Origin of the sequence: Neobacillus niacini, from assembly GCF_031457145.1 — a bacterium.
Lineage (GTDB): Bacteria > Bacillota > Bacilli > Bacillales > Cytobacillaceae > Neobacillus > Neobacillus niacini_J.
On record NZ_JAVDVZ010000001.1, the window covers coordinates 217,950 to 238,169 of the forward strand.

Below are 20,220 nucleotides of genomic sequence, written 5' to 3' on the forward strand. Positions count from 1 at the left end.
CCTATAGGAATTGGATTCTCTAATCTTCCACATATTTTAGCAACATGAAAATCAGTTTCATGATAGAATAGGAATAGAAATTTAGGTGATTTTGTCGATTATAAGCAAAAAGTGGTGAGATGGAATGCGTTATATTGAAAACATTTTATTATATTGTTTAAAACAGTTAAATGGTGAAAGAACCATTTATTCCATCTATCATCTTTTAAATGGAAAAAAATCTTCTCAAACACTTCAGGATGCCCATTTATTTTCACTCAAAAAGTATTTTCGAATACTCGAACCATTAACGCGCGAGTCTTTTGTAGAGATTTTTAACAGCTTACATGAAAAAAAACTGGTGGAAGCCTGTGGGGAACAAAGATTTCAACTTACCAAAGCAGGTGAGGAATATTTAGTAAATCATCCACAGCCGTATTACATAAATGGTTGGAGATATCAGGCCTATACATTATTAGTATGGGAAAGACTTTCCTTGTTAATCCAAGTAACATCTAACATTACATTCCAAGAAACGAAATATATTCCTATTCAAAAAAATACTGAGGTTCATAACTGGTTAAAAGAATTCTTGAAAGTTTGCTCAATACCAAAGCAAACACTAGGGAAAATCCTTTTTTCAGAATTAGTGGATTGCCTGGAGCAGGCAAGGGGTATAAATCCTGCAATACTGGTTTTTCGATTAACAGGATATCGGCAAATTGGCTTGACCTCTACGCAAACAGCAAAAATGTTGAATGTTGATTCTATCCAGTATCATCTAGAATTTATAAATATACTTCATTGTATAATTCAAAAACTTGAAGATGCCCCTTCTGGTTTAAAGGTGTTGCCTTCACTGCTTACAGATATGGAACAAAAGGATTCGTTAACTCTTTCTTCTCGTAAAACCTGGCAACTGTTAAATCAAGGATTTTCACCGGAGGAAATCGCAAGCATTCGGAATTTAAAAATAAGTACGATTGAAGATCATCTTGTAGAATTTGCTTTAAATATAAAAGACTTTTCCATTAATACGTTTGTAGAAGAAGAAGTCCAACAGAAAATCTTAGAAATTTCTCGGAAAGAAGCTACAAGGCAGCTTAAAGTTATTAGAAACAGTTTAATATCTGCTTCTTATTTTCAAATAAGGATTGTTCTTGCAAAGTATGGTGATAGAAAATGGAATTAGAAAAACTTTTATATAAGTATTTTGGTTATCGGACATTTAAAACCGGGCAAAAAGAAGTGATTTCATCTCTCCTTGAAGGAAACCATACCATTGCAATGCTTCCAACAGGTACTGGTAAATCTTTATGTTACCAACTACCAGGCTATTGTCTTGATGGTCAGATTTTAATTATTTCTCCCCTTTTATCTCTTATGCAGGATCAGGTGGAGCAATTAATGAAGTTTGGTGTGAAACGTGTTGTTGCTTTGAACTCTTTTCTTGATTCTGAAAAGAGAGGCTTCGTCTTAGGTAATTTAACAAAATACAAATATATCTTTGTCTCACCAGAAATGTTAGGTATTCCTTCTATTATAAAAAAACTGCAAGCATTAAACATTTCATTATTTGTAGTGGATGAAGCCCATTGTATTTCACAATGGGGCTATGACTTTCGCCCGGACTATTCTAAACTTGGAGAATTTCGAAAAAAACTTGGGAATCCTCTAACTCTCGCTTTAACAGCAACGGCAACGAAAAAAGTACGGAAGGATATAATCCAATCTCTTGGCTTACAGGAGTTTAACAAAATTGAGTCAACGATTGATCGTCCTAATATTGCTTTTTATGTTGAACATGTACCAAACTATTATGATAAGCCATCACGGTTGATAGAATTAGTTCTACAGCTGCAAAAGCCTGGAATTATTTATTTCTCAAGTAAGAAGGTTGCTGAACAAATGGCTTCTCTATTAGCTGAGAAGGGAATAAACAGGGTCATGGCCTACCATGGAGGTTTAGATCAAGAACAAAGAATCTTAATACAACAACAATTTATCCACGGCCAACTTGATGTGATTTGTGCAACAAGTGCTTTTGGGATGGGAGTAAATAAGGAAAATATTCGATTTATCATTCATTACCATATGCCAATGCAAATTGAATCTTACCTTCAAGAGATAGGTAGATCTGGACGTGACGGTGATGCAAGTATTGCGATATTACTATATTCCCCTGGGGATGAACAGCTTCCAATGCAGCTTGCGGAAGGCGAACTACCAACAGAGCTGCAAATTGATTGGCTGTTTTCACAATTTCCCCACAGAGAATTGCTTGATCATCATTTTCTAGAGGGGAATCTACATTTAAGGGACATTGGGGGTTTCTCCGAGGTCCAATGGCGTATTATTAAGGAATTTATCAAAAATCCTCAAGTGCCTTCAAATCCTGATCGGCTCAAGCAGAGTTTGAAGGAATTTGTAAATGAAAGAATAACAGTTAAGAAAGATAGTATTCATTATTTGAAAAAGTGGATTAAGTCAAACTCATGTAGAAGAGATTTAATTTTAGACTATTTCGAGGAAGAGGCTATTAAAGAGAAAGTAAGTAATTGCTGCGATGTTTGCGGTGTTCAGCTAGATCAATACAATGCGAAGGAAAGTGCCCAAACCTATCCTGCTAATGAAGGAATGTGGAAGGATTATTTAGCCAATATTCTACTAAATAGTGAGTTGAGTGAATGAAAAATAAATATCATGAATTAATCAAAGGATTAACAGATAAAGAACTTCTCTTTCATTTATACATGACCCAAATCATCCTGCTTGTCATTACATTTATTTTAGGTATTCTTTTGTTTGATCATTTTTCATTTTTACAATCTATAGATTTTTCTAATCTTAGAATTCTATTGATTGGTGTTCTTGCAGGGGGAGTGGTGGTCTTTATAGATATCCTATTAATGAAATTGCTTCCGCTTTCTTTTTATGATGATGGCGGTTTGAATGAAAGAATCTTCAAAAATAAAAGTGTCATTCACATTGCTTGGATTGCAGCATTTGTAGCACTCAGTGAAGAATTACTTTTCCGCGGTGTCATTCAAACAAAAGTTGGATTAATCCTAGCAAGCCTCATTTTTGCCATCATACATTATCGATATCTGTTTAATTGGTTTTTATTTTCGAATATTGTAATCATTAGTTTTTTCATAGGATTCATTTACAATTGGAGTGACAATTTAGCTGTTACTATTATAATGCACTTTACAATTGATTTTTTATTAGGCCTGTATATTAGATTTAGACACTCCATAGATGACGATGAACAGGGGGGACCACTTCATGAATAAAGAAGAACCTTTCAGAAACCAAGCAGAACGGCTTAAGCAGCGAATTGAAAAACTAAATGAAGAAACAACTGAGGTTCGTGATCAGTTACCTCCGAGAGAGCAGATTCATAGGGAAAAACGAAAGAAAACGAAATGGAAATTAAAGTATCCTGTTATTCGAATATTGGTTTTATTTTTTATCCTTCTTCCAATTGTTATTTTTAGCGCTTACTCCTATCTTGAAGAAGGGAAAAGTAAAGGGACTGGGAAAGTCTCTGGAGATTCATCTGGCTATGAGGTCATAAATATTGAAAAATCCGAAACAGAAAGCATCACAGATAAAAAAGAAGAAGAAGAAACAGAAAATCCTCCACGAGACAATGTTGAAGTGGCTGTCGAAGTGCAACAGTCAGTTAACCCGACCCCCGTTGAGGCTTCAAGTTCGGAACAAGTTACGAGCAGTGGCCAAGGCACTGATAAGAATGTTAGTACTCCCACAGAAACAGTCATTTATCATACGGTTAAAAGGGGAGAAAATCTTTATCGAATTTCATTAAAATATTATCATTCTAAATCCGGAGAGGAAATTATTCGAAAAGCAAACAACCTAAAGGGGAATGAAATTTATTTGGGGCAAGTCTTAGAAATCCCATTAAGCAAGTAGCCGATCAATCTTGATCGGTTTTTTTGATGCAATACTTTCATAATTTGCCGGACAAGTTCATATTTATGGTAAAGAGGTGATTACTAGTATGGATAAACCAATCCGTTCACTGGAGCATACTGATGAAGCAACGAAACAAATGCTTGAAAACGTACGTAAAAGAAAGATTAAGTTTGATACTGCAAAAAGATGGCATTATTTAGCTATTTATTCTATGTTGCTCTTTGCTTTCCTCTTTTTTAGTTATTTCTATTTTATGATTGCCAAACAATATTCTTATTCTTTTTTCGCCATGTTTTCTGCTTCGGTTAGTGATGCCGTAAATATTAGTTTGTTAGCGATAACAGCCATACTATATGGGGCAATGAATGTATTAAAACAGCAAAAAGATAAAAAGGAAAAAGAATACCAAGAATTAAGGTGTGAAATTGTAAACCGAAGTAAGGATTTATGGAAGAAGGAAGAGCATTGGAAAAATCGCCATATTGATTTTGAAGCAATGAAAAAAACGTACGACATTAATCTTTATCATGAAAAAAAATAAGAAGCAGCGCGGGTCTGCTTCTTCTGTCATTAAAAAAATATTTTCTTACCTTGCTCATCTTTTAATATTTCTACTGCTTCACGGAAACGTTGGGAATGGATAATCTCTCGCTCCCGAAGGAAACGCAGACCATCATTTAAATCAGGGTCATCACTTAAATTAATAATCCATTGATAGGTGGCTCTTGCCTTTTCCTCAGCGGCGATATCCTCATAAAGGTCAGCAATTGGGTCTCCTTTTGCTTGTATATAAGATGCTGTCCAAGGAACCCCAGAGGAGTTTGCATAATATAAGGCGTTATCATGAATAGCATAGTGATCCCCTAAACCGGCTGCCTTCATCATTTCTGGCGTGGCATCTTTTGTGAGTTTATAAATCATTGTGGCAATCATTTCCAGGTGTGCGAATTCCTCTGTACCGATATCCGTTAATAATCCAATTACTTTATCAGGTATGGAATATCTTTGATTTAAATATCGTAATGCTGCTGAAAGTTCGCCATCGGCACCACCATATTGCTCAACTAAATATTTTGCTAATGTTGGATTACAAGTACTCACCCGAACTGGATATTGAAGCTTCTTTTCGTATATCCACATGTACAAAAATCCCTCCCTTAATTTTTAGATTTAGACTTGCCACGGCCAAGGTGGTTCGTTCCAATTCCATGGGTGTCCCGAATAGCTGTTGCCAAACTGTAATAGGGGACCGAATTGACTTTCAAATGCTTTTTTTATCGTTTTTCTTTCTTTTGCATAATGATTGAATTGCTTAATAGCTTCAAGGTCATCAGGGTGTGTATCTAAATATAAGGTTAATTCGACTAAGACAAAGTCAACCGTTTGTAACTGCTCCATGATTTGATAATATTCTGGTGGGATTTGTTTCATCTAGGTAATCCCCCTTTGGCTTTCTCAAATGGGTTGAAGTAGGGGTCATAAAATGCTTTCCAGAGTGTTCCTGCTCGTAGTGCTTCCTGCGGTGAAAATTGTGGAAGATTTGGCGGTTGAAATCCTATATATAGATTCGGTGGAGTAGAAAACGTTTTTTCTAAAATTGGCTTGCAGGGGTCAAATGGACTAGCGATAGGGTGCCAAGTTTTATATAGTGTAAACATAGTTGCCCTCCCTTAATTAATATCATTAATAAATATGAAAAATCTCAAGATTCATTACATAATATTGAATAAAAAGGATAATCCCAATGTTTTGTTGAAGTATAATTAGGTAAGTAGGATAATTACATAGAGGTGATTGATAGTGTTTGTAAAAAATATGATGATTCCGAATCATGCCTGTGTGACGGTTCAAGAAGACACAACATTAGCGGATGCATTAGAACAATTAGAGAAAAATGAAATTGATGGTGTTCCAGTTTTACAAGGAGAAAAGTATTTAGGAGTTGCTACTCGTTATAAGATTTATGAGAGCTACTTTCAATCCGACAAAACAAAGGATGAGTATTTAAATTCTATCACAGTTAAAGATATTGCTACCCATCAGGAAAAGTTTTTAGAGGGTGAAGAAGTTTTTGAAAAAACACTTCTTGATTTAAAGGATTTCCCGTTATTAGCGGTGGTTGACTCAAAGCGTAAATTTCTTGGGGTTGTCACACGCTCAGATGTACTCTCCACGTTTCAGAGTGCTTTCGGAGTAAATCGACCAGGGGTAAGAATTGCCTTTACATCTGTAGAAACAGAAGGGCGTATCGCTCGGCTTTCTGAAATTGCCCATCACTTCCATGAACATATAATTTCACTTGTAACATTTGATGAGACTGATAAATTAGTTCGGAGAATTGTTATGAAAGTTGAAAAGAAGGATAATATTGATAAGTTCACGAAGAAGCTTGAAGAGCAAGGTTTCCGTATCTTAAGTATTCAGGAAGATAAGTAAATCTAAACGGAAAGAAATGAAATCCTCCTCATACACTGTATGGGAGGGATTTTTTTGTTAAGAATCATTTGGCGACTATTTTTTATTCTTTTGTGTGGATATTTACTTATTGAGTGGTTTCCTATTTCATACCCATTTCATTTTGCTGATATTTTGGTCGGACCGATTATTTATCCCTTGGAATTTTTTGCTGCCTCATTAGCTTTTTTCTTTGGATTAATCGTCAGTCTACAACTATTTCAAGAAATTTTTCAACTAACTAAAAAGATAGTAAAGAAAAAACGGAGCAAACGTTAGTCCTGTTTGGTTTTAGTTTCCTTTATGGTATGATTTTAAGTAGAACATTGAGGCTCTTTTCTTAGACTTTGTTGCTTTTGGAACAAGAATTTAAGGATTGTGCTAAGATTCCGCAGGAAAATAGATAAATATAATAAGGAAAGAGCCTGCAAACTAAATTCTAAAGCGCCAAATAACTATTTCCACGTTAAAATCGGCTTTAAGATTTTAACAACAATCATTACGAAAACAGGCAACATATAAAGGGGAAAATATGGGTATTATAATCATTTTGCTTCTGATTGCAGGAGCAGGTCTTATCTTGTATATGCTAAAAGAAGCTTTCCTAAATACTGTGGTACTTCACGAGATGACGTACGAGGATTTTCCAGCCTCGTTTGGTAAGGTTTCGATATTTTTTATCTCTGATATACATAAGCGTCTTATTTCCGATGATGTTATCACCGAAGTTACTGGGAAATCGGATATCGTCGTAATTGGCGGGGATTTAACTGAGAAGAAGGTTCCTTTTGAAAGGGTAAAGAAGAACCTCGAGAAATTAAAAAAGTTAGGACCTGTGTATTTTGTTTGGGGCAATAATGATTATGAAACGGACTATCGTAAGTTAGATGCCATCCTTTTGGATTATGGAGTAAAGGTATTGGATAATACCGCGGCAACTTTTGAATCTGAAAATGGAGATAAATTATCCTTGCTTGGTGTGGACGCATTAAATCAAGAGCGTGATAGACTGGATCTAGCATTATTAGATGCTGGGGATAAAAACTTCAAAATTTTAGCAAGTCATTACCCAGATATCACAAAAAAAATATTGCCAGAACATAATATACGACTTGTTTTAAGTGGTCATACCCATGGAGGACAAATTCATATACTTGGTTACAGTCCATATGAAAAAGGGAAAGTGGAAAAATTAGATAATACTACATTATTAATTAGTAATGGCTATGGTACAACGGGAGTTCCTTTACGATTAGGGGCACCTGCACAGTGTCATTTAATTACCATTAAGAATGGTTAGGATAGTTGATTCAATAATGGTTTGGGTAAATATCGGAGGATTCGAGGATGGCGGACCAAGTAGGTAAATATAATATTAAAGCTGCAGCATTAATGCTAGGGATTCAACCAGGTACGTTAAGAGCATGGGAAAGACGTTATCAAATGATTGCACCAGTAAGAAATGAAGCAGGTCATCGATTATATACAGAAGAGCATATTAAAATACTAAAGTGGTTAATAAAAAAGATAGACCAAGGCTTTACCATCAGTCAGGCCATCTCCTTAATGGGGCATACTCATGAGCATATGGATGGAGAAGAGATAAATCTGAAGCAGGGTAATCCTATAACCAGTCTAACTGAAGCATTGTATGACGCCTTAATTCACTTTGAGCAAGATAAGATAAACGAAGTATTCGATAAAATGTTTAGTATTTTTACGATGGAAAAAGTAATCATTGATATTATTAGTCAGGTCTTTGTGAAAATAGAGGAATCTTTTAAGAATGGACAAATCATTAATGCCCAAAGAAATTTTTCTTCAGGACTATTAAAAGCAAAGATTACAACAATTATTCAAAGCTTTCCAAATAATGCTCATATGAATAAAGCTATATGTGCTTCTTGCTCCAAAGAAGGGGATCCAATAGGGTTACTCATGTTCACTTATTATTTAAGAAAACGGGGTATAGAAGTAATAAACATAGGTACTTATGGTTCTGAAGTCGATATTTATAAATCAATAGAAATCATTCATCCCGATTTATTTATCTTCTCATGTGAGGAGCATAACAATCTAAATGAAGCACTTTCGCTTATTAAACGCCTATCCTTAAACCACAAAGAAATTACTATTGGCCTTTGTGGAGAGGCTATAAGGACAATGAACACTGCAGATAAAGAACAGTTTTCAACTTACATTTTCGGACAAACTGTAAAAGAATGGGAAATGTGGCTATTGAAACGGATGGTATACTAGACAAAGCACCAACCAACGCCATTGACATACACTAGGGATAAGAGTTATGTCACGGCAGGGGGCAAAAGAGCATGCGCTTAGAACGCTTAACAGTCAATAAGATAAAAATTTTTTTAACCTCTGATGATTTACATGATAGGGGACTTTCCAAAGATGATATTTGGAAAGATTCCATAAAATGGCATCAACTTTTCCATGATATGCTGGAAGAGGCAAGTGAGGAATTTGATGTTGAGATTCAGGGTTCAGTAGCAGTTGAAATTTTCTCCTTGCAGGCTCAAGGAATGATTATGATTATTACGGTTGATGATAATATTGAAGAAGAGGAAGAAATATTATTTGACGGCTTTCTAGAAATGCAGGTTAGGGTGGAAGGGTGTGAAAATCTCCTTTACCATTTTGAAAGCTTCGAAGATATCATCGTACTCACACACAGGTTGTTTTCATTACAAGTTAGTGGCGGCAGTTTATACGCTTATAATAATCAATATTACTTACTTATGAATAATTTAGACCCTTCCAATATTGAAAAGATTGCTGCCTTTTTATCGGAATATGGTAGTCCATCTATTCTTAGTACGCATGTGCTAGCAGAATATGGGAACCTAATTATTGAAAATAAAGCGGTGGAAACAATTCTAAAATATTTCAAATAAATGAGGTTTTGAGGAGCAGTTCACCGCTCCTTTTTGTTATGTAATGCAGCAAATATTTTGTCTCCAATACCCGATATAATAATGATGATAGCGATTACAAATGATAACTAGGTAATAATGAATTGTGTATTTTCCATCTTGCATAAATCCATTAAACGTGTATACTTGTGTCTGAAAGCGACAACATAGTTAAAGTGATTTTCTAGGAGGTTTACAGATGGTAGCCGAAAAAAGTAATGAAAAAACTAATCAAGAGGAAGAAAATAATGTATTAACTTCAACACAGACAGTTATACATAAAGCTCTTGAAAAGTTAGGTTATCCTGAAGAGGTATATGAGCTCTTAAAAGAGCCGTTACGTATGTTGACAGTGAAAATTCCAGTAAGAATGGATGACGGATCAATAAAGATATTTACCGGTTACCGTGCACAGCACAATGACGCAGTCGGTCCAACTAAGGGTGGGATCAGGTTTCATCCCAATGTAACGGAGACCGAAGTAAAGGCTCTTTCCATTTGGATGAGCTTAAAATGTGGAATTGTTGACCTTCCATATGGAGGCGGAAAAGGCGGAATCATTTGTGACCCACGTGATATGTCATTTAGAGAGCTTGAAAGATTAAGTCGTGGGTATGTACGAGCAATCAGTCAAATCGTTGGCCCGACTAAAGATATTCCAGCACCGGATGTTTTTACAAATTCTCAAATTATGGCTTGGATGATGGACGAGTATAGTCGTATTGATGAATTTAACTCTCCTGGTTTTATTACTGGTAAGCCACTTGTCTTAGGAGGATCTCACGGTCGTGAATCTGCTACAGCTAAAGGTGTAACGATTTGCATCCGTGAAGCTGCTAAAAAGAAGGGGGTTCAGATCGAGGGTGCAAGGGTCGTAGTTCAAGGCTTTGGTAATGCTGGAAGCTTCCTATCGAAATTTATGCATGATGCAGGAGCTAAGGTTGTGGGTATTTCCGATGCTTACGGTGCATTGTACGATCCGGAAGGACTAGATATTGACTACCTGCTAGACCGTCGTGATAGTTTCGGAACAGTAACCAAATTGTTTAATAATACGATTACAAATAAAGAATTGCTTGAACTTGAATGTGACATTCTCGTGCCTGCTGCAATTGAAAATCAAATTACTGCAGAAAATGCACATAATATTCGTGCAGGTATAGTTGTTGAGGCTGCTAACGGACCGACAACACTAGAGGCAACTGAAATTTTAACTGAGCGGGGTATTTTACTTGTACCAGACGTACTAGCATCTGCAGGCGGGGTTACGGTTTCTTACTTCGAATGGGTTCAAAATAACCAAGGTTATTATTGGTCTGAAGAAGAAGTAGAAGAAAAACTTGAAAAAGTAATGGTGAAGTCATTTAATAATATTTATGATACTGCCCAGACACGCCGTGTTGATATGCGCTTAGCTGCATATATGGTTGGTGTAAGAAAAATGGCTGAAGCAAGCCGCTTCAGAGGCTGGATTTAAAAGCAATACTATTGAAAGATAATAAAAAAACTCCTATCATTATTCAGGTAGGAGTTTTTTTATGGAATAATAAATTTTATATATTAAGTAATGCTTCTTAGGGGGTAATTAATTTGCAAGTTGAAGATATTATTATTGTGGGCGGTGGACCATGTGGATTGGCCGCTGCGATTGCTTTTAAAGAGGCTGGGTTCAACCCTCTTGTTATTGAAAAAGGGAATGTAGTTAATGCTATCTATCATTATCCAACACATCAAACGTTTTTTAGTACAAGTGAAAAGCTAGAAATTGGAGATGTTCCGTTCATAACAGAGAGCTATAAACCGAAACGAAACCAAGCCCTCGTATATTATCGAGATGTTGTAAAGCGGAAACAACTGCGTGTCAACTCCTTTGAAAAAGTATCAGAGGTGGTAAAAGAGGGAAAACAGTTTCAGGTTGTAACAGATAAACAAACATACCAAGCTCAGTTTGTTGTGATTGCTACAGGATACTATGACAACCCAAACCTTATGAATGTTCGCGGGGAAGATTTGCCGAAGGTGTTTCATTATTTTAAAGAAGCACATCCATATTTTGATAAGGATGTCTGTGTAATTGGCGGAAAAAATTCTAGTGTAGATGCAGCCCTTGAACTCGTAAAAGCGGGTGCTAGAGTTACTGTTTTATACCGTGGAAAAGAGTATTCTTCTAGCGTTAAACCGTGGATTCTCCCGGAATTTGAAGCATTAGTACGAAACGGTATCATTAAGATGGAATTCAACTCCCATATAGTAGAAATAACGGAGGACCAAGTTCGATATAAAAAAGATGAAGAAGAAAAGTCAATATACAATGATTTCGTTTTTGCGATGACTGGCTACAGACCAGATCACCAATTCCTAAAAACTATGGGGATAATAATTGACGAGGAGTCCGGAAGACCATTATTTAATCCTGATTCAATGGAGACGAATGTTGAGGGCATATATATTGCGGGAGTTATCGCTGCAGGTAATAATGCCAACGAAATATTTATTGAAAATGGCCGGTTCCATGGTGGTCTTATTGCACAATCAATCCAAGAAAAAGCAATAAGAGGGTGAAAATATGAAAAAAGTTGTTTTGTTAACGACTGGAGGAACGATTGCGAGTAAACCAAACAAGGAATCAGGGAAATTAGCTTCGGGTGAATTAACCGGTGAAGAGCTTGCTGCGATGTGTAATCTCCCAAATGATATTGAAGTCATAATAGAATCTGTATTTCAAAAGGCGAGCATACATATTACCTTTGATGATTTAATTGTATTAAAGAATAAGATTGAAAAATATTATGAGGACGATACCGTTTCAGGAGTGGTCGTAACCCATGGTACGGATACTCTTGAAGAAACAGCCTATTTTCTTGACTTAACCATCAAAGACCCAAGACCTGTGGTCATAACTGGATCCCAACGTTCTCCAGAGGACTTAGGAAGCGATGTATACATCAACCTGAGGCATGCTATTTATTCTGCTTGTTGTGAAGAACTAAAGAACGCAGGAGCTGTAGTTGTCTTCAATGAACGAATATTTGCTGCCAGATATGTAAAAAAAGAACATGCCTCAAATATCCAAGGATTTAACGTTTTTGGATTTGGTTATCTTGGTATTATCGATAATGATGTGGTGCTTATATTTCAAAAGCCAATAAAGCGAGAATATTTTGCTATTCAATTACCGATTCCTCAAGTAGAGATAATAAAATGTTATATAGGTGCTGATGGGAAATTCATTAAGGCTGCAAGAGAGTCCGGGGTAAAGGGAATTGTTCTTGAAGGTGTAGGGCGTGGTCAGGTTGCTCCGCAAATGATGGAGGAAATAGAGAAGTCACTTTCAGAAGGAATCGTTTTGGTTATTACAACAAGTGCTGAAGAAGGTTCCGTTTACACTACCTATGATTATAAAGGCAGTGCATATGACTTATCTAAAAAGGGTGTAATCCTTGGCAGTGACAATGACTCGAAAAAAGCTAGAATTAAGTTAGCGGTTGCTCTTGCCTGTGGATTAGAGAGAATTAATTTTTAAAGGGCAATTCTTAAATGGGTATAATCTTTCATTTAATTAATGACCATATCATGTTACGATTAAGGAAACCATTGATTTGAAATGAGGATTATCCATGCTGGGAATATTATCAGCCGGTATTGCCCCCGGACTGGCCTTGTTAAGTTACTTTTATTTAAAAGATGAATATGAGTCAGAACCAATTTCCGTTGTGTTTAGAACATTCATGTTTGGTGCACTGTTGGTGTTTCCAATTATGTTTATTCAGCATGTACTCCAAACAGAGAATATAATAAAATCAGGATTTATTGAAGCATTTCTATCTTCTAGTCTTCTCGAAGAGTTTTTCAAATGGTTTATTCTGTTCTATGCTATTTACCAACATGTGGAGTTAGATGAACCATTTGATGGTATTGTATATGGTGTGGCTGTGTCACTTGGTTTTGCGACTGTTGAAAATATTTTTTATTTGATTGCTAATGGGATAGAACATGCAATGGCAAGGGCGTTACTTCCTGTATCGAGTCATGCTCTTTTTGGGGTTATTATGGGGTTTTACATTGGTAAAGCAAAATTTACAGAAGGGAAAAAAGTAAAATGGGTAATAATCTCCTTACTTTTGCCTTTCATTTTGCATGGATCTTATGATTATATTTTAATCTCACAAGAAAACTGGTTATATATCATTTTACCTTTTATGATCTTTCTTTGGTGGTTTGGATTAAGAAAGGTTAAAATGGCGAGAATCTTAACGGCAAATCACAAGAAAAAACAATATTCAACACAAAAATCCTTTCATTCTTAATGAAGAATTCCCTTCATTCTGAAATGAGAGGATTTTTTTTGAATAAATTTGCCATAATAACAAAAAATAGGCTTACATCTAAAATGATTTACAACTGGGGGTTATTTTACAATGAAGAAAAAAATTGTTCGATTTACAGTTCCAATCTTAATCTCCCTTTGTATCATGCCATTTACGAATCTTGAGGACAACAGGGCATTTGCATTTTCTAATCAGGTTATTCAACAAGGCGCTGTTGGAGATGATGTCATCGAGCTTCAATCAAGACTTCAGTATTTGGGATTTTACAATAAGAAAATTGATGGAGTGTTCGGATGGAGCACCTATTGGGCACTTAGGAATTTTCAATATGAGTTTGGATTACCAATTGACGGCCTTGCAGGTCCAGAGACAAAGGCTAAATTAGCTAAAGCAAGTAAGTATAATCAACAATTTGTAAAAGAACAAATCAATAAAGGAAATAAATTTACGCATTATGGCGGGGTGGAGCAAAAAAAACAGAGTGCACCACAACCTAAAGCACCAGCACCAAAAGCTCCTGCTAAAACGGCAGCCCCAAAACCAGCAGCACCAGCACCGGCAGCCCCAAAAGCAGCACCCAAAAAACCAACTGCGGCTAATACTCCAGGAGGTTTTTCAAGTAATGATATACAGTTGATGGCTAATGCTGTTTACGGAGAAGCAAGGGGTGAGCCTTACACCGGACAAGTGGCAGTAGCTGCTGTTATCCTAAACCGTGTAAATAGTGCATCTTTTCCAAACACTGTATCAGGTGTTATTTTCGAGCCAGGTGCTTTTACGGCCGTGGCAGATGGTCAAATTTGGCTTACCCCGAACGAACAAGCCAAAAAAGCGGTATTAGATGCCATAAATGGCATCGATCCTACTGGGGAAGCGTTATATTATTTTAATCCGGTTACTGCTACTAGTAAGTGGATATGGTCAAGACCACAAATTAAACGAATTGGGAAACATATTTTTTGCGAATAGAGGGGTGAATAGGATGATACGAGGAATAATCATAGGTGTTCTAGCAGTAGGTGTTGCGGGCACAGCCTACTGGGGTTATCAAGAACATCGGGAGAAAAATGCGATTTTGTTAAATGCCGAAAATAATTATCAACGTGCCTTTCATGATCTAACTTATCAAATGGATTTACTTAATGATAAAATTGGAACAACTCTTGCTATGAATTCTAGGCATTCTCTGTCCCCTTCACTAGTGGAAGTTTGGAGATTAACATCCGAAGCACATAGTGATGTAGGGCAATTGCCGCTAACGTTACTTCCATTTAATAAAACTGAAGAATTTTTGGCGAAAATCGGTAAATTTAGTTATCAAACAGCAGTAAGGGATTTAGATAAAGATCCATTATCTGAGGAGGAGTATGAAACCTTAAAGGTTTTATACAAGCAATCTGGCGATATTCAGAGTGAGCTGCGGAAGGTACAGCATATGGTTTTGAAAAATAATCTCCGCTGGATGGATGTTGAACTAGCATTAGCATCAGGAAAAGAAACTACAGACAATACGATAATTGATGGCTTTAAAACAGTTGAGAAAACCGTGTCAGGCTATTCTGAAAGCGACTTTGGACCGACATTTGCGAACCTGCAAATGAAAAATGAAAATTTCAAAAAAATTAAGGGTAAAACCATTTCTGAAAAAGAAGCCATAAGCATTGCAAGAAGATATATGAAATTTGATGGAAATGAAGAAGTAAAAGTAACAGAGAACGGAAAAGGCTCTGATTATGGGTTTTATAGTGTTGCAATAAGAAATAAGAATACTGGTCAAGAAGGAAGTATGGATATTACGAAAAAAGCAGGATATCCAATTTGGTTTATTAATTATAGAGAAGTAACACAGCAAAAACTTAGCGTAAACGATGCAAACCTTAAAGCTTCTGCATTTCTTAAGGAAAATGGTTACAAAAATCTTGAGTTGTTTGAGAGTACTCAATATGATAATACGGGTGTCTTTAATTTTGTAACCAGTGAGAATAATATTAGAATTTACCCAGAGGCCATAAAAGTGGAAGTAGCACTTGATAATGGAGACATTATTGGTTTCTCAGCAGAGGAATACTTGAAATCGTTAAATGATACAAGGAAAGTTGAAAAACCAGTGTTAACAAGTGAGCAAGCTCGTGCAAAAGTAAATCCTAACTTCAAAATTATGGAAGAAAGACAATCGATTATTGTTAATAATCTAAATAAAGAAGTTTTATGTTATGAGTTCTTAGGAACGATTGAAAATGATACCTATAGAATCTTTATTAATGCAGTAGACGGTGTTGAAGAAGAAGTTGAAAAGTTAAAAAATGCCGAGGAAGTATATGACGAAGTAATTTAATGGTGAGAATAAAACCATGCCATCACTCCAATAATAGTAGTAATTGGTTAATTGGAGTGATGGTATAACATGAAGGTAATTGAAAGAATATTAATAAAGGTAATTATTATTCAATTTGTCTTTCTTTTATTAGCGCAGTTATTTTTACATCAATTAGATATTTTCCCACAATTAGAGCAGTTAACAAAGTATGAAGGAGTAAATGAAAATACATTTACTGAGATATTACAGACATTTAACGGTGATTAAAAAAGCAGAAATTCTGCTTTTTTTTTTATTCTCTTAGGGGGAAAATATAGAAGAAATCTAATATTAAAATGTTCAAAAAAAAGAGGCAATCAGCTTTCTTATGGTAAAATAAAATAGAGGTGTACGTGACGAACATGAGTAACTTAGGAGGATCTATGGAAAAAAAATTATCAATTGCAATTGACGGACCTGCCGCAGCAGGCAAGAGTACAGTTGCAAAAGTGGTCGCAGAAAAATTATCCTACATATATATTGATACCGGTGCAATGTATCGTGCCTTAACTTATAAAGCATTGGTAAACAACATTAACTTAGAAGATGAAAACTCATTATTAGACACTCTATTATCAACAAAATTAGAACTATTTCCTTCACAGAAAGGTCAATTGGTTGTTCTTGATAATCAAGAAGTAACAGAAGCCATTCGGTCACGTGAAGTGACAAATTCCGTATCGATTGTTGCAAAGCATCAAAAAGTGCGTGAAGAAATGGTAAGGATGCAGCAATCCTTTGCTGTAAATGGTGGGGTTGTGATGGATGGCAGGGATATCGGGACCCATGTGCTACCAAAGGCAGAAGTAAAGGTCTTCTTACTAGCGAGTGTTGAGGAAAGAGCAGGTAGGCGCCATACGGAAAACCTCCAAAAAGGCTACCCTTCCAACTTAGAACAATTAAAGGAAGAAATTGCCCGTCGTGATAAAATAGATTCTGAGCGAGAGTATGCACCTTTAAAAAAAGCAGACGACGCAATTGAAATTGACACCACATCCTTGTCTATCCCTCAAGTAGTTGAAAAAATAATGGCTCTCGTGCATGAAAGGGTTGGATAAGTGTGACATTTTATTCGTTTGCAAGATCGGTTGTAGCTGGCTTTCTTAAACCGTTGTATAGAATTGAAGTTATTGGATTAGAGTATTTTCCTAAAGATGGAGGAGTGCTCCTATGCACAAATCATATTCATAATTTTGATCCTTTAGTTGTTGGTGCTACAGCTCCTAGACCTGTCCATTTTATGGCGAAGGAAGAAATATTTAATGTTCCTGTTTTGGGTAATATCGTGAGAAGGTGCAACGCTTTCCCCGTAAAAAGGGGGAAAGGGGACAGGGAATCATTAAGAGCAGGATTAAAGGTATTAAAGGACGGAAATGTGTTCGGGCTTTTTCCTGAAGGGACAAGAAGTAAAACTGGTGAAATCGGCAAAGGTCTATCGGGAGCTGGTTTTTTTGCCCTAAGAACAGAAGCTGATGTGGTCCCATGCGCCATAATTGGTCCCTACAAAAGTTTGGGGAAATTAAAGGTTGTTTATGGAAAGCCGATTGCAATGGAGGAAATGAGGGCGGCTAAGGCCTCGGCGGAACAGGTGACTGAATTAATAATGTCAGAAATCGATAAACTAATTAAAGAGCACCAATAGGTTCTGCTTGACAAAATCCGCTATTTGTAAGAAGTTAATAAAAAGAGATTTTATTAGAATATTCACTCGTTTATCATTTTGATATTATATAATTTATTTAGCAGTAATTGGATTAAGGAGGAATACATATGTCGGAAGAAATGAACCAAGTAGAAGTGAAGAATTATACCATTGGTGATAAAGTCACTGGACAAGTTACGAAAGTAGAAGAAAAACAGGTCATTGTAAATATTCAAGATAGTAAACATGATGGTATTATACCAATCAGTGAGCTTTCCAGCCTTCATGTTGAAAAAGCCTCAGATGTTGTTTCTGAAGGCGATGAATTAGAACTTGAGGTTTTAAAGGTAGAAGAGGATGCCCTTGTATTATCAAAAAGAAAAGTAGATGCTGAAAAGGCATGGGTAAATCTAGAAAATCTCTTCGATAGCGGCGAAGTATTTGAAACGGAAGTAAAGGATGTAGTAAAGGGAGGTCTTGTCGTTGATCTTGGCGTTCGAGGCTTTGTACCTGCATCTTTAGTAGAAGCACATTTTGTCGAAGATTTTTCAGATTATAAGGGAAAAAATCTTACTTTTAAAATTGTTGAACTTGACAGAGAAAAAAATCGTTTAATTCTATCTCATCGTGCTGTGGTGGAAGAAGAAAAGGGAAAACACAAGAAAAATCTTCTAAGTACGATTAATCCAGGTCAGGTTATTGATGGAACTGTTCAAAGAATTACGGACTTTGGAGCATTTGTTGATATTGGCGGTATCGATGGACTTGTTCATATTTCCCAACTATCACATCAACATATCGATAAACCATCAGATGTAGTACAAGAAGGTCAATCAGTAAAAGTAAAGGTTCTTAGTGTAGATCGTGATAGTGAAAGAATTTCTTTATCTATTAAAGAAACACAGCCAGGACCATGGACTGATGTAGCTGAAAAAGCACCTAAGGGCAGTACGCTTACTGGCACCGTCAGAAGATTAGTTTCCTATGGTGCCTTTGTAGAAGTCTTTCCTGGTGTTGAAGGACTTGTTCATATCTCACAAATTGCTCATAAGCATATTGGTACGCCCCATGAGGTATTGAAGGAAGGGCAAGAGGTGCAAGTAAAAGTACTGGATGCCAACGAACAGGAGCAGAGACTTTCTCTAAGCATAAAGGACCTTCTCGAAAAAGATGTTGAAGAGAACTTTGATTACGAACTTCCTGAAGAATCAAAAGGGTTTCAGCTTGGTGAAATGATTGGCGATAAATTAAAGAATCTGGGAAAATAATGGTGATACGCAGTGTCTAGATCTGAACGGAAATGGGACCATATTCGCTATGCCCTGGAAACAGGGCAAAAACGATCAACAGCATTTGATGATATTCAATTTATTCATCAAAGTTTACCAAACATTAATGTTTCAGATGTCCGCTTACACCAAAAAATTGGCGAACTTTCTTTAAGTTCGCCAATTTTTATCAATGCAATGACAGGTGGCGGCGGAGAGAAAACCTACATGCTTAACAAGCAGCTTGCGATAGTGGCAAAGGAGGCTGGGCTTGCCATGGCAGTAGGGTCACAAATGTCAGCTTTGAAAGACAAGTCTGAAAGATACACATATGAAGTGGTAAGAAAAGAAAATCCATCAGGAGTACTTATAGCCAACCTAGGAAGTGAAGCAACCCCTGAACAAGCAAAAATAGCGGTTGAGATGATTGAAGCAAATGCCTTACAGGTTCATTTAAATGTAATTCAGGAGCTGACAATGCCCGAAGGAGACCGGGAATTTTCTGGTGCTCTAAAAAGAATTGAAGGTATTGTAAACGAGTTAAGCGTTCCCGTAATTGTTAAAGAAGTTGGGTTTGGCATGTCTAAAGAAACTGTAGGGCTACTTTCATCAGTGGGGGTTTCTTCAGTAGATGTTGGCGGCTATGGCGGTACGAATTTTGCTGAAATAGAAAATAAACGCAGTGATGTAGCACAATTCTTCTTTAATCAGTGGGGAATCCCTACAGCCATATCTATTTGTGAGGCTGCTCAAGCTTCTAGAGTGCCTATCATTGGTTCTGGTGGATTTACTTCGAGTATTGATATAGCAAAAGGCTTAGCATTGGGGGCGAGTGCTACTGGCTTTGCAGGCTACTTCTTAAAAATCCTAGTTGAAGAGGGGATTGATTCACTAAACGAAGAAATTTCGTCACTTCATTATGGGTTAAAAATAATAATGACTGCTTTAGGAGCTAAATCGATTCGAGATTTACAAGGAGCACCAATAATAATTTCAGGCCAAATGCATCATTGGTTAACTCAAAGGGGTATCGATACAAAAACATACAGTCAGCGTCAAATAAAATAAGCTCTCGCACCCAGCGAGAGCTTATTTGTTTAGCTATACTTACCATCATTTAATTTTCGTGCTTCTTCAGGGCTTTGCATCTTTGTTGCTCCAGGATAATGCAGTGCTTGATTCCGGTCTGATTCGACTGTTCTACTAGCTTTTAGCTTTTTTTCTTGACGGTCCTTTCCCATTTCTCCACACCTCCTACTATTAACATGAATTTGTTGCCGAAAGATTATACAAGTAAGTATAAAACTACATAAAGAAT

General features: G+C 36.4%; 25 protein-coding genes. 21 read left to right on the plus strand and 4 right to left on the minus strand.

What is annotated here, in order from left to right; genetic code table 11:
* Window positions 1-124 precede the first annotated feature (124 nt).
* The 5 genes from J2Y03_RS01155 to J2Y03_RS01175 all read left to right on the plus strand — a co-directional run bounded on the left by J2Y03_RS01155 (window position 125) and on the right by J2Y03_RS01175 (window position 4,462).
* Entirely contained in the window at window positions 125-1,171 is a 1,047-nt protein-coding gene (locus J2Y03_RS01155) for a YpbB family protein (RefSeq protein ID WP_310189973.1), read from the plus strand.
* Window positions 1,162-2,670 (plus strand): RecQ family ATP-dependent DNA helicase, encoded by a 1,509-nt coding sequence (locus J2Y03_RS01160; protein WP_310189974.1) that lies wholly within the window; start codon window positions 1,162-1,164, stop codon window positions 2,668-2,670. Before J2Y03_RS01155 ends, J2Y03_RS01160 begins: the two co-directional genes overlap by 10 nt.
* On the plus strand, window positions 2,667-3,275 hold the full coding sequence (locus J2Y03_RS01165) for a CPBP family intramembrane glutamic endopeptidase (RefSeq protein ID WP_132089675.1): 609 nt from the start codon (window positions 2,667-2,669) through the stop codon (window positions 3,273-3,275). The genes J2Y03_RS01160 and J2Y03_RS01165 overlap by 4 nt, the downstream gene beginning before the upstream one ends.
* Window positions 3,268-3,918: a LysM peptidoglycan-binding domain-containing protein gene (locus J2Y03_RS01170; RefSeq protein WP_310189975.1), complete on the plus strand. Its 651-nt coding sequence runs from the start codon at window positions 3,268-3,270 to the stop codon at window positions 3,916-3,918. The genes J2Y03_RS01165 and J2Y03_RS01170 overlap by 8 nt, the downstream gene beginning before the upstream one ends.
* Window positions 3,919-4,006: 88 nt before the next feature.
* A complete protein-coding gene (locus tag J2Y03_RS01175) occupies window positions 4,007-4,462 on the plus strand; it encodes a DUF2663 family protein (protein WP_132089669.1) in 456 nt (151 codons plus the stop codon).
* Between the two features lie 29 nt (window positions 4,463-4,491).
* Here J2Y03_RS01175 and J2Y03_RS01180 read toward each other — a convergent pair whose 3' ends face one another.
* The 3 genes from J2Y03_RS01180 to J2Y03_RS01190 are packed head-to-tail and all read right to left on the minus strand — an operon-like array spanning window position 4,492 to window position 5,579.
* Window positions 4,492-5,061 (minus strand): manganese catalase family protein, encoded by a 570-nt coding sequence (locus J2Y03_RS01180; RefSeq protein ID WP_132090022.1) that lies wholly within the window; start codon window positions 5,059-5,061, stop codon window positions 4,492-4,494.
* Window positions 5,062-5,091: 30 nt separating this feature from the next.
* Window positions 5,092-5,352 carry a spore coat protein CotJB gene (locus tag J2Y03_RS01185; protein ID WP_310189979.1) on the minus strand — a complete coding sequence of 87 codons (261 nt, stop codon included), beginning with the start codon at window positions 5,350-5,352 and terminating at the stop codon, window positions 5,092-5,094.
* The gene (locus J2Y03_RS01190) at window positions 5,349-5,579 is read right to left on the minus strand and encodes a spore coat associated protein CotJA (RefSeq protein ID WP_310189980.1); all 231 of its coding nucleotides are present in this window, start codon (window positions 5,577-5,579) and stop codon (window positions 5,349-5,351) included. The genes J2Y03_RS01185 and J2Y03_RS01190 overlap by 4 nt, the downstream gene beginning before the upstream one ends.
* Before the next feature lie 142 nt (window positions 5,580-5,721).
* Here J2Y03_RS01190 and J2Y03_RS01195 point away from each other — a divergent pair, with 142 nt between their 5' ends.
* From J2Y03_RS01195 to fni, 16 genes are all read left to right on the plus strand, one after another.
* The gene (locus J2Y03_RS01195) at window positions 5,722-6,357 is read left to right on the plus strand and encodes a CBS domain-containing protein (RefSeq protein WP_132089660.1); all 636 of its coding nucleotides are present in this window, start codon (window positions 5,722-5,724) and stop codon (window positions 6,355-6,357) included.
* Between the two features lie 54 nt (window positions 6,358-6,411).
* On the plus strand, window positions 6,412-6,654 hold the full coding sequence (locus tag J2Y03_RS01200) for a hypothetical protein (protein WP_310189982.1): 243 nt from the start codon (window positions 6,412-6,414) through the stop codon (window positions 6,652-6,654).
* A 253-nt stretch (window positions 6,655-6,907) separates the two neighbouring features.
* A complete protein-coding gene (locus J2Y03_RS01205) occupies window positions 6,908-7,675 on the plus strand; it encodes a metallophosphoesterase (protein ID WP_310189983.1) in 768 nt (255 codons plus the stop codon).
* A 47-nt stretch (window positions 7,676-7,722) separates the two neighbouring features.
* Window positions 7,723-8,634: a MerR family transcriptional regulator gene (locus J2Y03_RS01210; RefSeq protein ID WP_310189985.1), complete on the plus strand. Its 912-nt coding sequence runs from the start codon at window positions 7,723-7,725 to the stop codon at window positions 8,632-8,634.
* Window positions 8,635-8,705: 71 nt separating this feature from the next.
* Entirely contained in the window at window positions 8,706-9,290 is a 585-nt protein-coding gene (locus tag J2Y03_RS01215) for a genetic competence negative regulator (protein ID WP_310189986.1), read from the plus strand.
* A 217-nt stretch (window positions 9,291-9,507) separates the two neighbouring features.
* The gene (locus J2Y03_RS01220; protein WP_132089640.1) at window positions 9,508-10,785 is read left to right on the plus strand and encodes a Glu/Leu/Phe/Val family dehydrogenase; all 1,278 of its coding nucleotides are present in this window, start codon (window positions 9,508-9,510) and stop codon (window positions 10,783-10,785) included.
* Window positions 10,786-10,898: 113 nt separating this feature from the next.
* The gene (locus J2Y03_RS01225) at window positions 10,899-11,870 is read left to right on the plus strand and encodes a YpdA family putative bacillithiol disulfide reductase (protein ID WP_310189988.1); all 972 of its coding nucleotides are present in this window, start codon (window positions 10,899-10,901) and stop codon (window positions 11,868-11,870) included.
* Between the two features lie 4 nt (window positions 11,871-11,874).
* A complete protein-coding gene (locus tag J2Y03_RS01230) occupies window positions 11,875-12,831 on the plus strand; it encodes an asparaginase (protein WP_132089633.1) in 957 nt (318 codons plus the stop codon).
* A gap of 94 nt (window positions 12,832-12,925) precedes the next feature.
* Complete coding sequence (gene prsW, locus J2Y03_RS01235; protein ID WP_132089630.1) at window positions 12,926-13,615, plus strand: glutamic-type intramembrane protease PrsW; 690 nt, start codon at window positions 12,926-12,928, stop codon at window positions 13,613-13,615.
* A gap of 111 nt (window positions 13,616-13,726) precedes the next feature.
* Window positions 13,727-14,605, plus strand: coding sequence for a spore cortex-lytic enzyme (sleB, locus tag J2Y03_RS01240; RefSeq protein ID WP_310189991.1), 879 nt, complete (start codon window positions 13,727-13,729; stop codon window positions 14,603-14,605).
* Between the two features lie 13 nt (window positions 14,606-14,618).
* Complete coding sequence (ypeB, locus tag J2Y03_RS01245) at window positions 14,619-15,971, plus strand: germination protein YpeB (RefSeq protein WP_310189993.1); 1,353 nt, start codon at window positions 14,619-14,621, stop codon at window positions 15,969-15,971.
* Window positions 15,972-16,040: 69 nt separating this feature from the next.
* Window positions 16,041-16,220, plus strand: coding sequence for a YpfB family protein (locus J2Y03_RS01250; RefSeq protein WP_132089620.1), 180 nt, complete (start codon window positions 16,041-16,043; stop codon window positions 16,218-16,220).
* A gap of 155 nt (window positions 16,221-16,375) precedes the next feature.
* The gene (gene cmk / locus J2Y03_RS01255) at window positions 16,376-17,050 is read left to right on the plus strand and encodes a (d)CMP kinase (RefSeq protein ID WP_310189994.1); all 675 of its coding nucleotides are present in this window, start codon (window positions 16,376-16,378) and stop codon (window positions 17,048-17,050) included.
* 2 nt (window positions 17,051-17,052) lie between these two features.
* Window positions 17,053-17,634, plus strand: a complete 582-nt coding sequence (locus J2Y03_RS01260; RefSeq protein ID WP_132089610.1) for a lysophospholipid acyltransferase family protein — start codon at window positions 17,053-17,055, stop codon at window positions 17,632-17,634.
* A 128-nt stretch (window positions 17,635-17,762) separates the two neighbouring features.
* Entirely contained in the window at window positions 17,763-18,902 is a 1,140-nt protein-coding gene (gene rpsA / locus J2Y03_RS01265; RefSeq protein ID WP_132089606.1) for a 30S ribosomal protein S1, read from the plus strand.
* A gap of 12 nt (window positions 18,903-18,914) precedes the next feature.
* Window positions 18,915-19,970, plus strand: coding sequence for a type 2 isopentenyl-diphosphate Delta-isomerase (fni, locus tag J2Y03_RS01270; protein WP_310189996.1), 1,056 nt, complete (start codon window positions 18,915-18,917; stop codon window positions 19,968-19,970).
* 29 nt (window positions 19,971-19,999) lie between these two features.
* On the opposite strand, the gene J2Y03_RS01275 is transcribed toward fni, so the two are convergent.
* Window positions 20,000-20,143, minus strand: coding sequence for a YpzI family protein (locus J2Y03_RS01275; RefSeq protein WP_310189998.1), 144 nt, complete (start codon window positions 20,141-20,143; stop codon window positions 20,000-20,002).
* Window positions 20,144-20,220 lie beyond the last annotated feature (77 nt).

What these genes read in the sequence shown, in the direction of transcription:
- J2Y03_RS01230 (WP_132089633.1), top strand. Translation starts at nt 11,875, where the DNA reads ATGAAAAAAGTTGTTTTGTTAACGACTGGAGGAACGATTGCGAGTAAA.
- J2Y03_RS01210 (WP_310189985.1), top strand. Translation starts at nt 7,723, where the DNA reads ATGGCGGACCAAGTAGGTAAATATAATATTAAAGCTGCAGCATTAATG.
- J2Y03_RS01205 (WP_310189983.1), top strand. Translation starts at nt 6,908, where the DNA reads ATGGGTATTATAATCATTTTGCTTCTGATTGCAGGAGCAGGTCTTATC.
- J2Y03_RS01180 (WP_132090022.1), bottom strand. Translation starts at nt 5,061, where the DNA reads ATGTGGATATACGAAAAGAAGCTTCAATATCCAGTTCGGGTGAGTACT.
- ypeB (WP_310189993.1), top strand. Translation starts at nt 14,619, where the DNA reads ATGATACGAGGAATAATCATAGGTGTTCTAGCAGTAGGTGTTGCGGGC.
- J2Y03_RS01215 (WP_310189986.1), top strand. Translation starts at nt 8,706, where the DNA reads ATGCGCTTAGAACGCTTAACAGTCAATAAGATAAAAATTTTTTTAACC.
- prsW (WP_132089630.1), top strand. Translation starts at nt 12,926, where the DNA reads ATGCTGGGAATATTATCAGCCGGTATTGCCCCCGGACTGGCCTTGTTA.
- J2Y03_RS01155 (WP_310189973.1), top strand. Translation starts at nt 125, where the DNA reads ATGCGTTATATTGAAAACATTTTATTATATTGTTTAAAACAGTTAAAT.
- J2Y03_RS01185 (WP_310189979.1), bottom strand. Translation starts at nt 5,352, where the DNA reads ATGAAACAAATCCCACCAGAATATTATCAAATCATGGAGCAGTTACAA.
- cmk (WP_310189994.1), top strand. Translation starts at nt 16,376, where the DNA reads ATGGAAAAAAAATTATCAATTGCAATTGACGGACCTGCCGCAGCAGGC.
- J2Y03_RS01165 (WP_132089675.1), top strand. Translation starts at nt 2,667, where the DNA reads ATGAAAAATAAATATCATGAATTAATCAAAGGATTAACAGATAAAGAA.
- rpsA (WP_132089606.1), top strand. Translation starts at nt 17,763, where the DNA reads ATGTCGGAAGAAATGAACCAAGTAGAAGTGAAGAATTATACCATTGGT.
- sleB (WP_310189991.1), top strand. Translation starts at nt 13,727, where the DNA reads ATGAAGAAAAAAATTGTTCGATTTACAGTTCCAATCTTAATCTCCCTT.
- J2Y03_RS01160 (WP_310189974.1), top strand. Translation starts at nt 1,162, where the DNA reads ATGGAATTAGAAAAACTTTTATATAAGTATTTTGGTTATCGGACATTT.
- J2Y03_RS01175 (WP_132089669.1), top strand. Translation starts at nt 4,007, where the DNA reads ATGGATAAACCAATCCGTTCACTGGAGCATACTGATGAAGCAACGAAA.
- J2Y03_RS01220 (WP_132089640.1), top strand. Translation starts at nt 9,508, where the DNA reads ATGGTAGCCGAAAAAAGTAATGAAAAAACTAATCAAGAGGAAGAAAAT.
- J2Y03_RS01250 (WP_132089620.1), top strand. Translation starts at nt 16,041, where the DNA reads ATGAAGGTAATTGAAAGAATATTAATAAAGGTAATTATTATTCAATTT.
- J2Y03_RS01275 (WP_310189998.1), bottom strand. Translation starts at nt 20,143, where the DNA reads ATGGGAAAGGACCGTCAAGAAAAAAAGCTAAAAGCTAGTAGAACAGTC.
- J2Y03_RS01190 (WP_310189980.1), bottom strand. Translation starts at nt 5,579, where the DNA reads ATGTTTACACTATATAAAACTTGGCACCCTATCGCTAGTCCATTTGAC.
- J2Y03_RS01170 (WP_310189975.1), top strand. Translation starts at nt 3,268, where the DNA reads ATGAATAAAGAAGAACCTTTCAGAAACCAAGCAGAACGGCTTAAGCAG.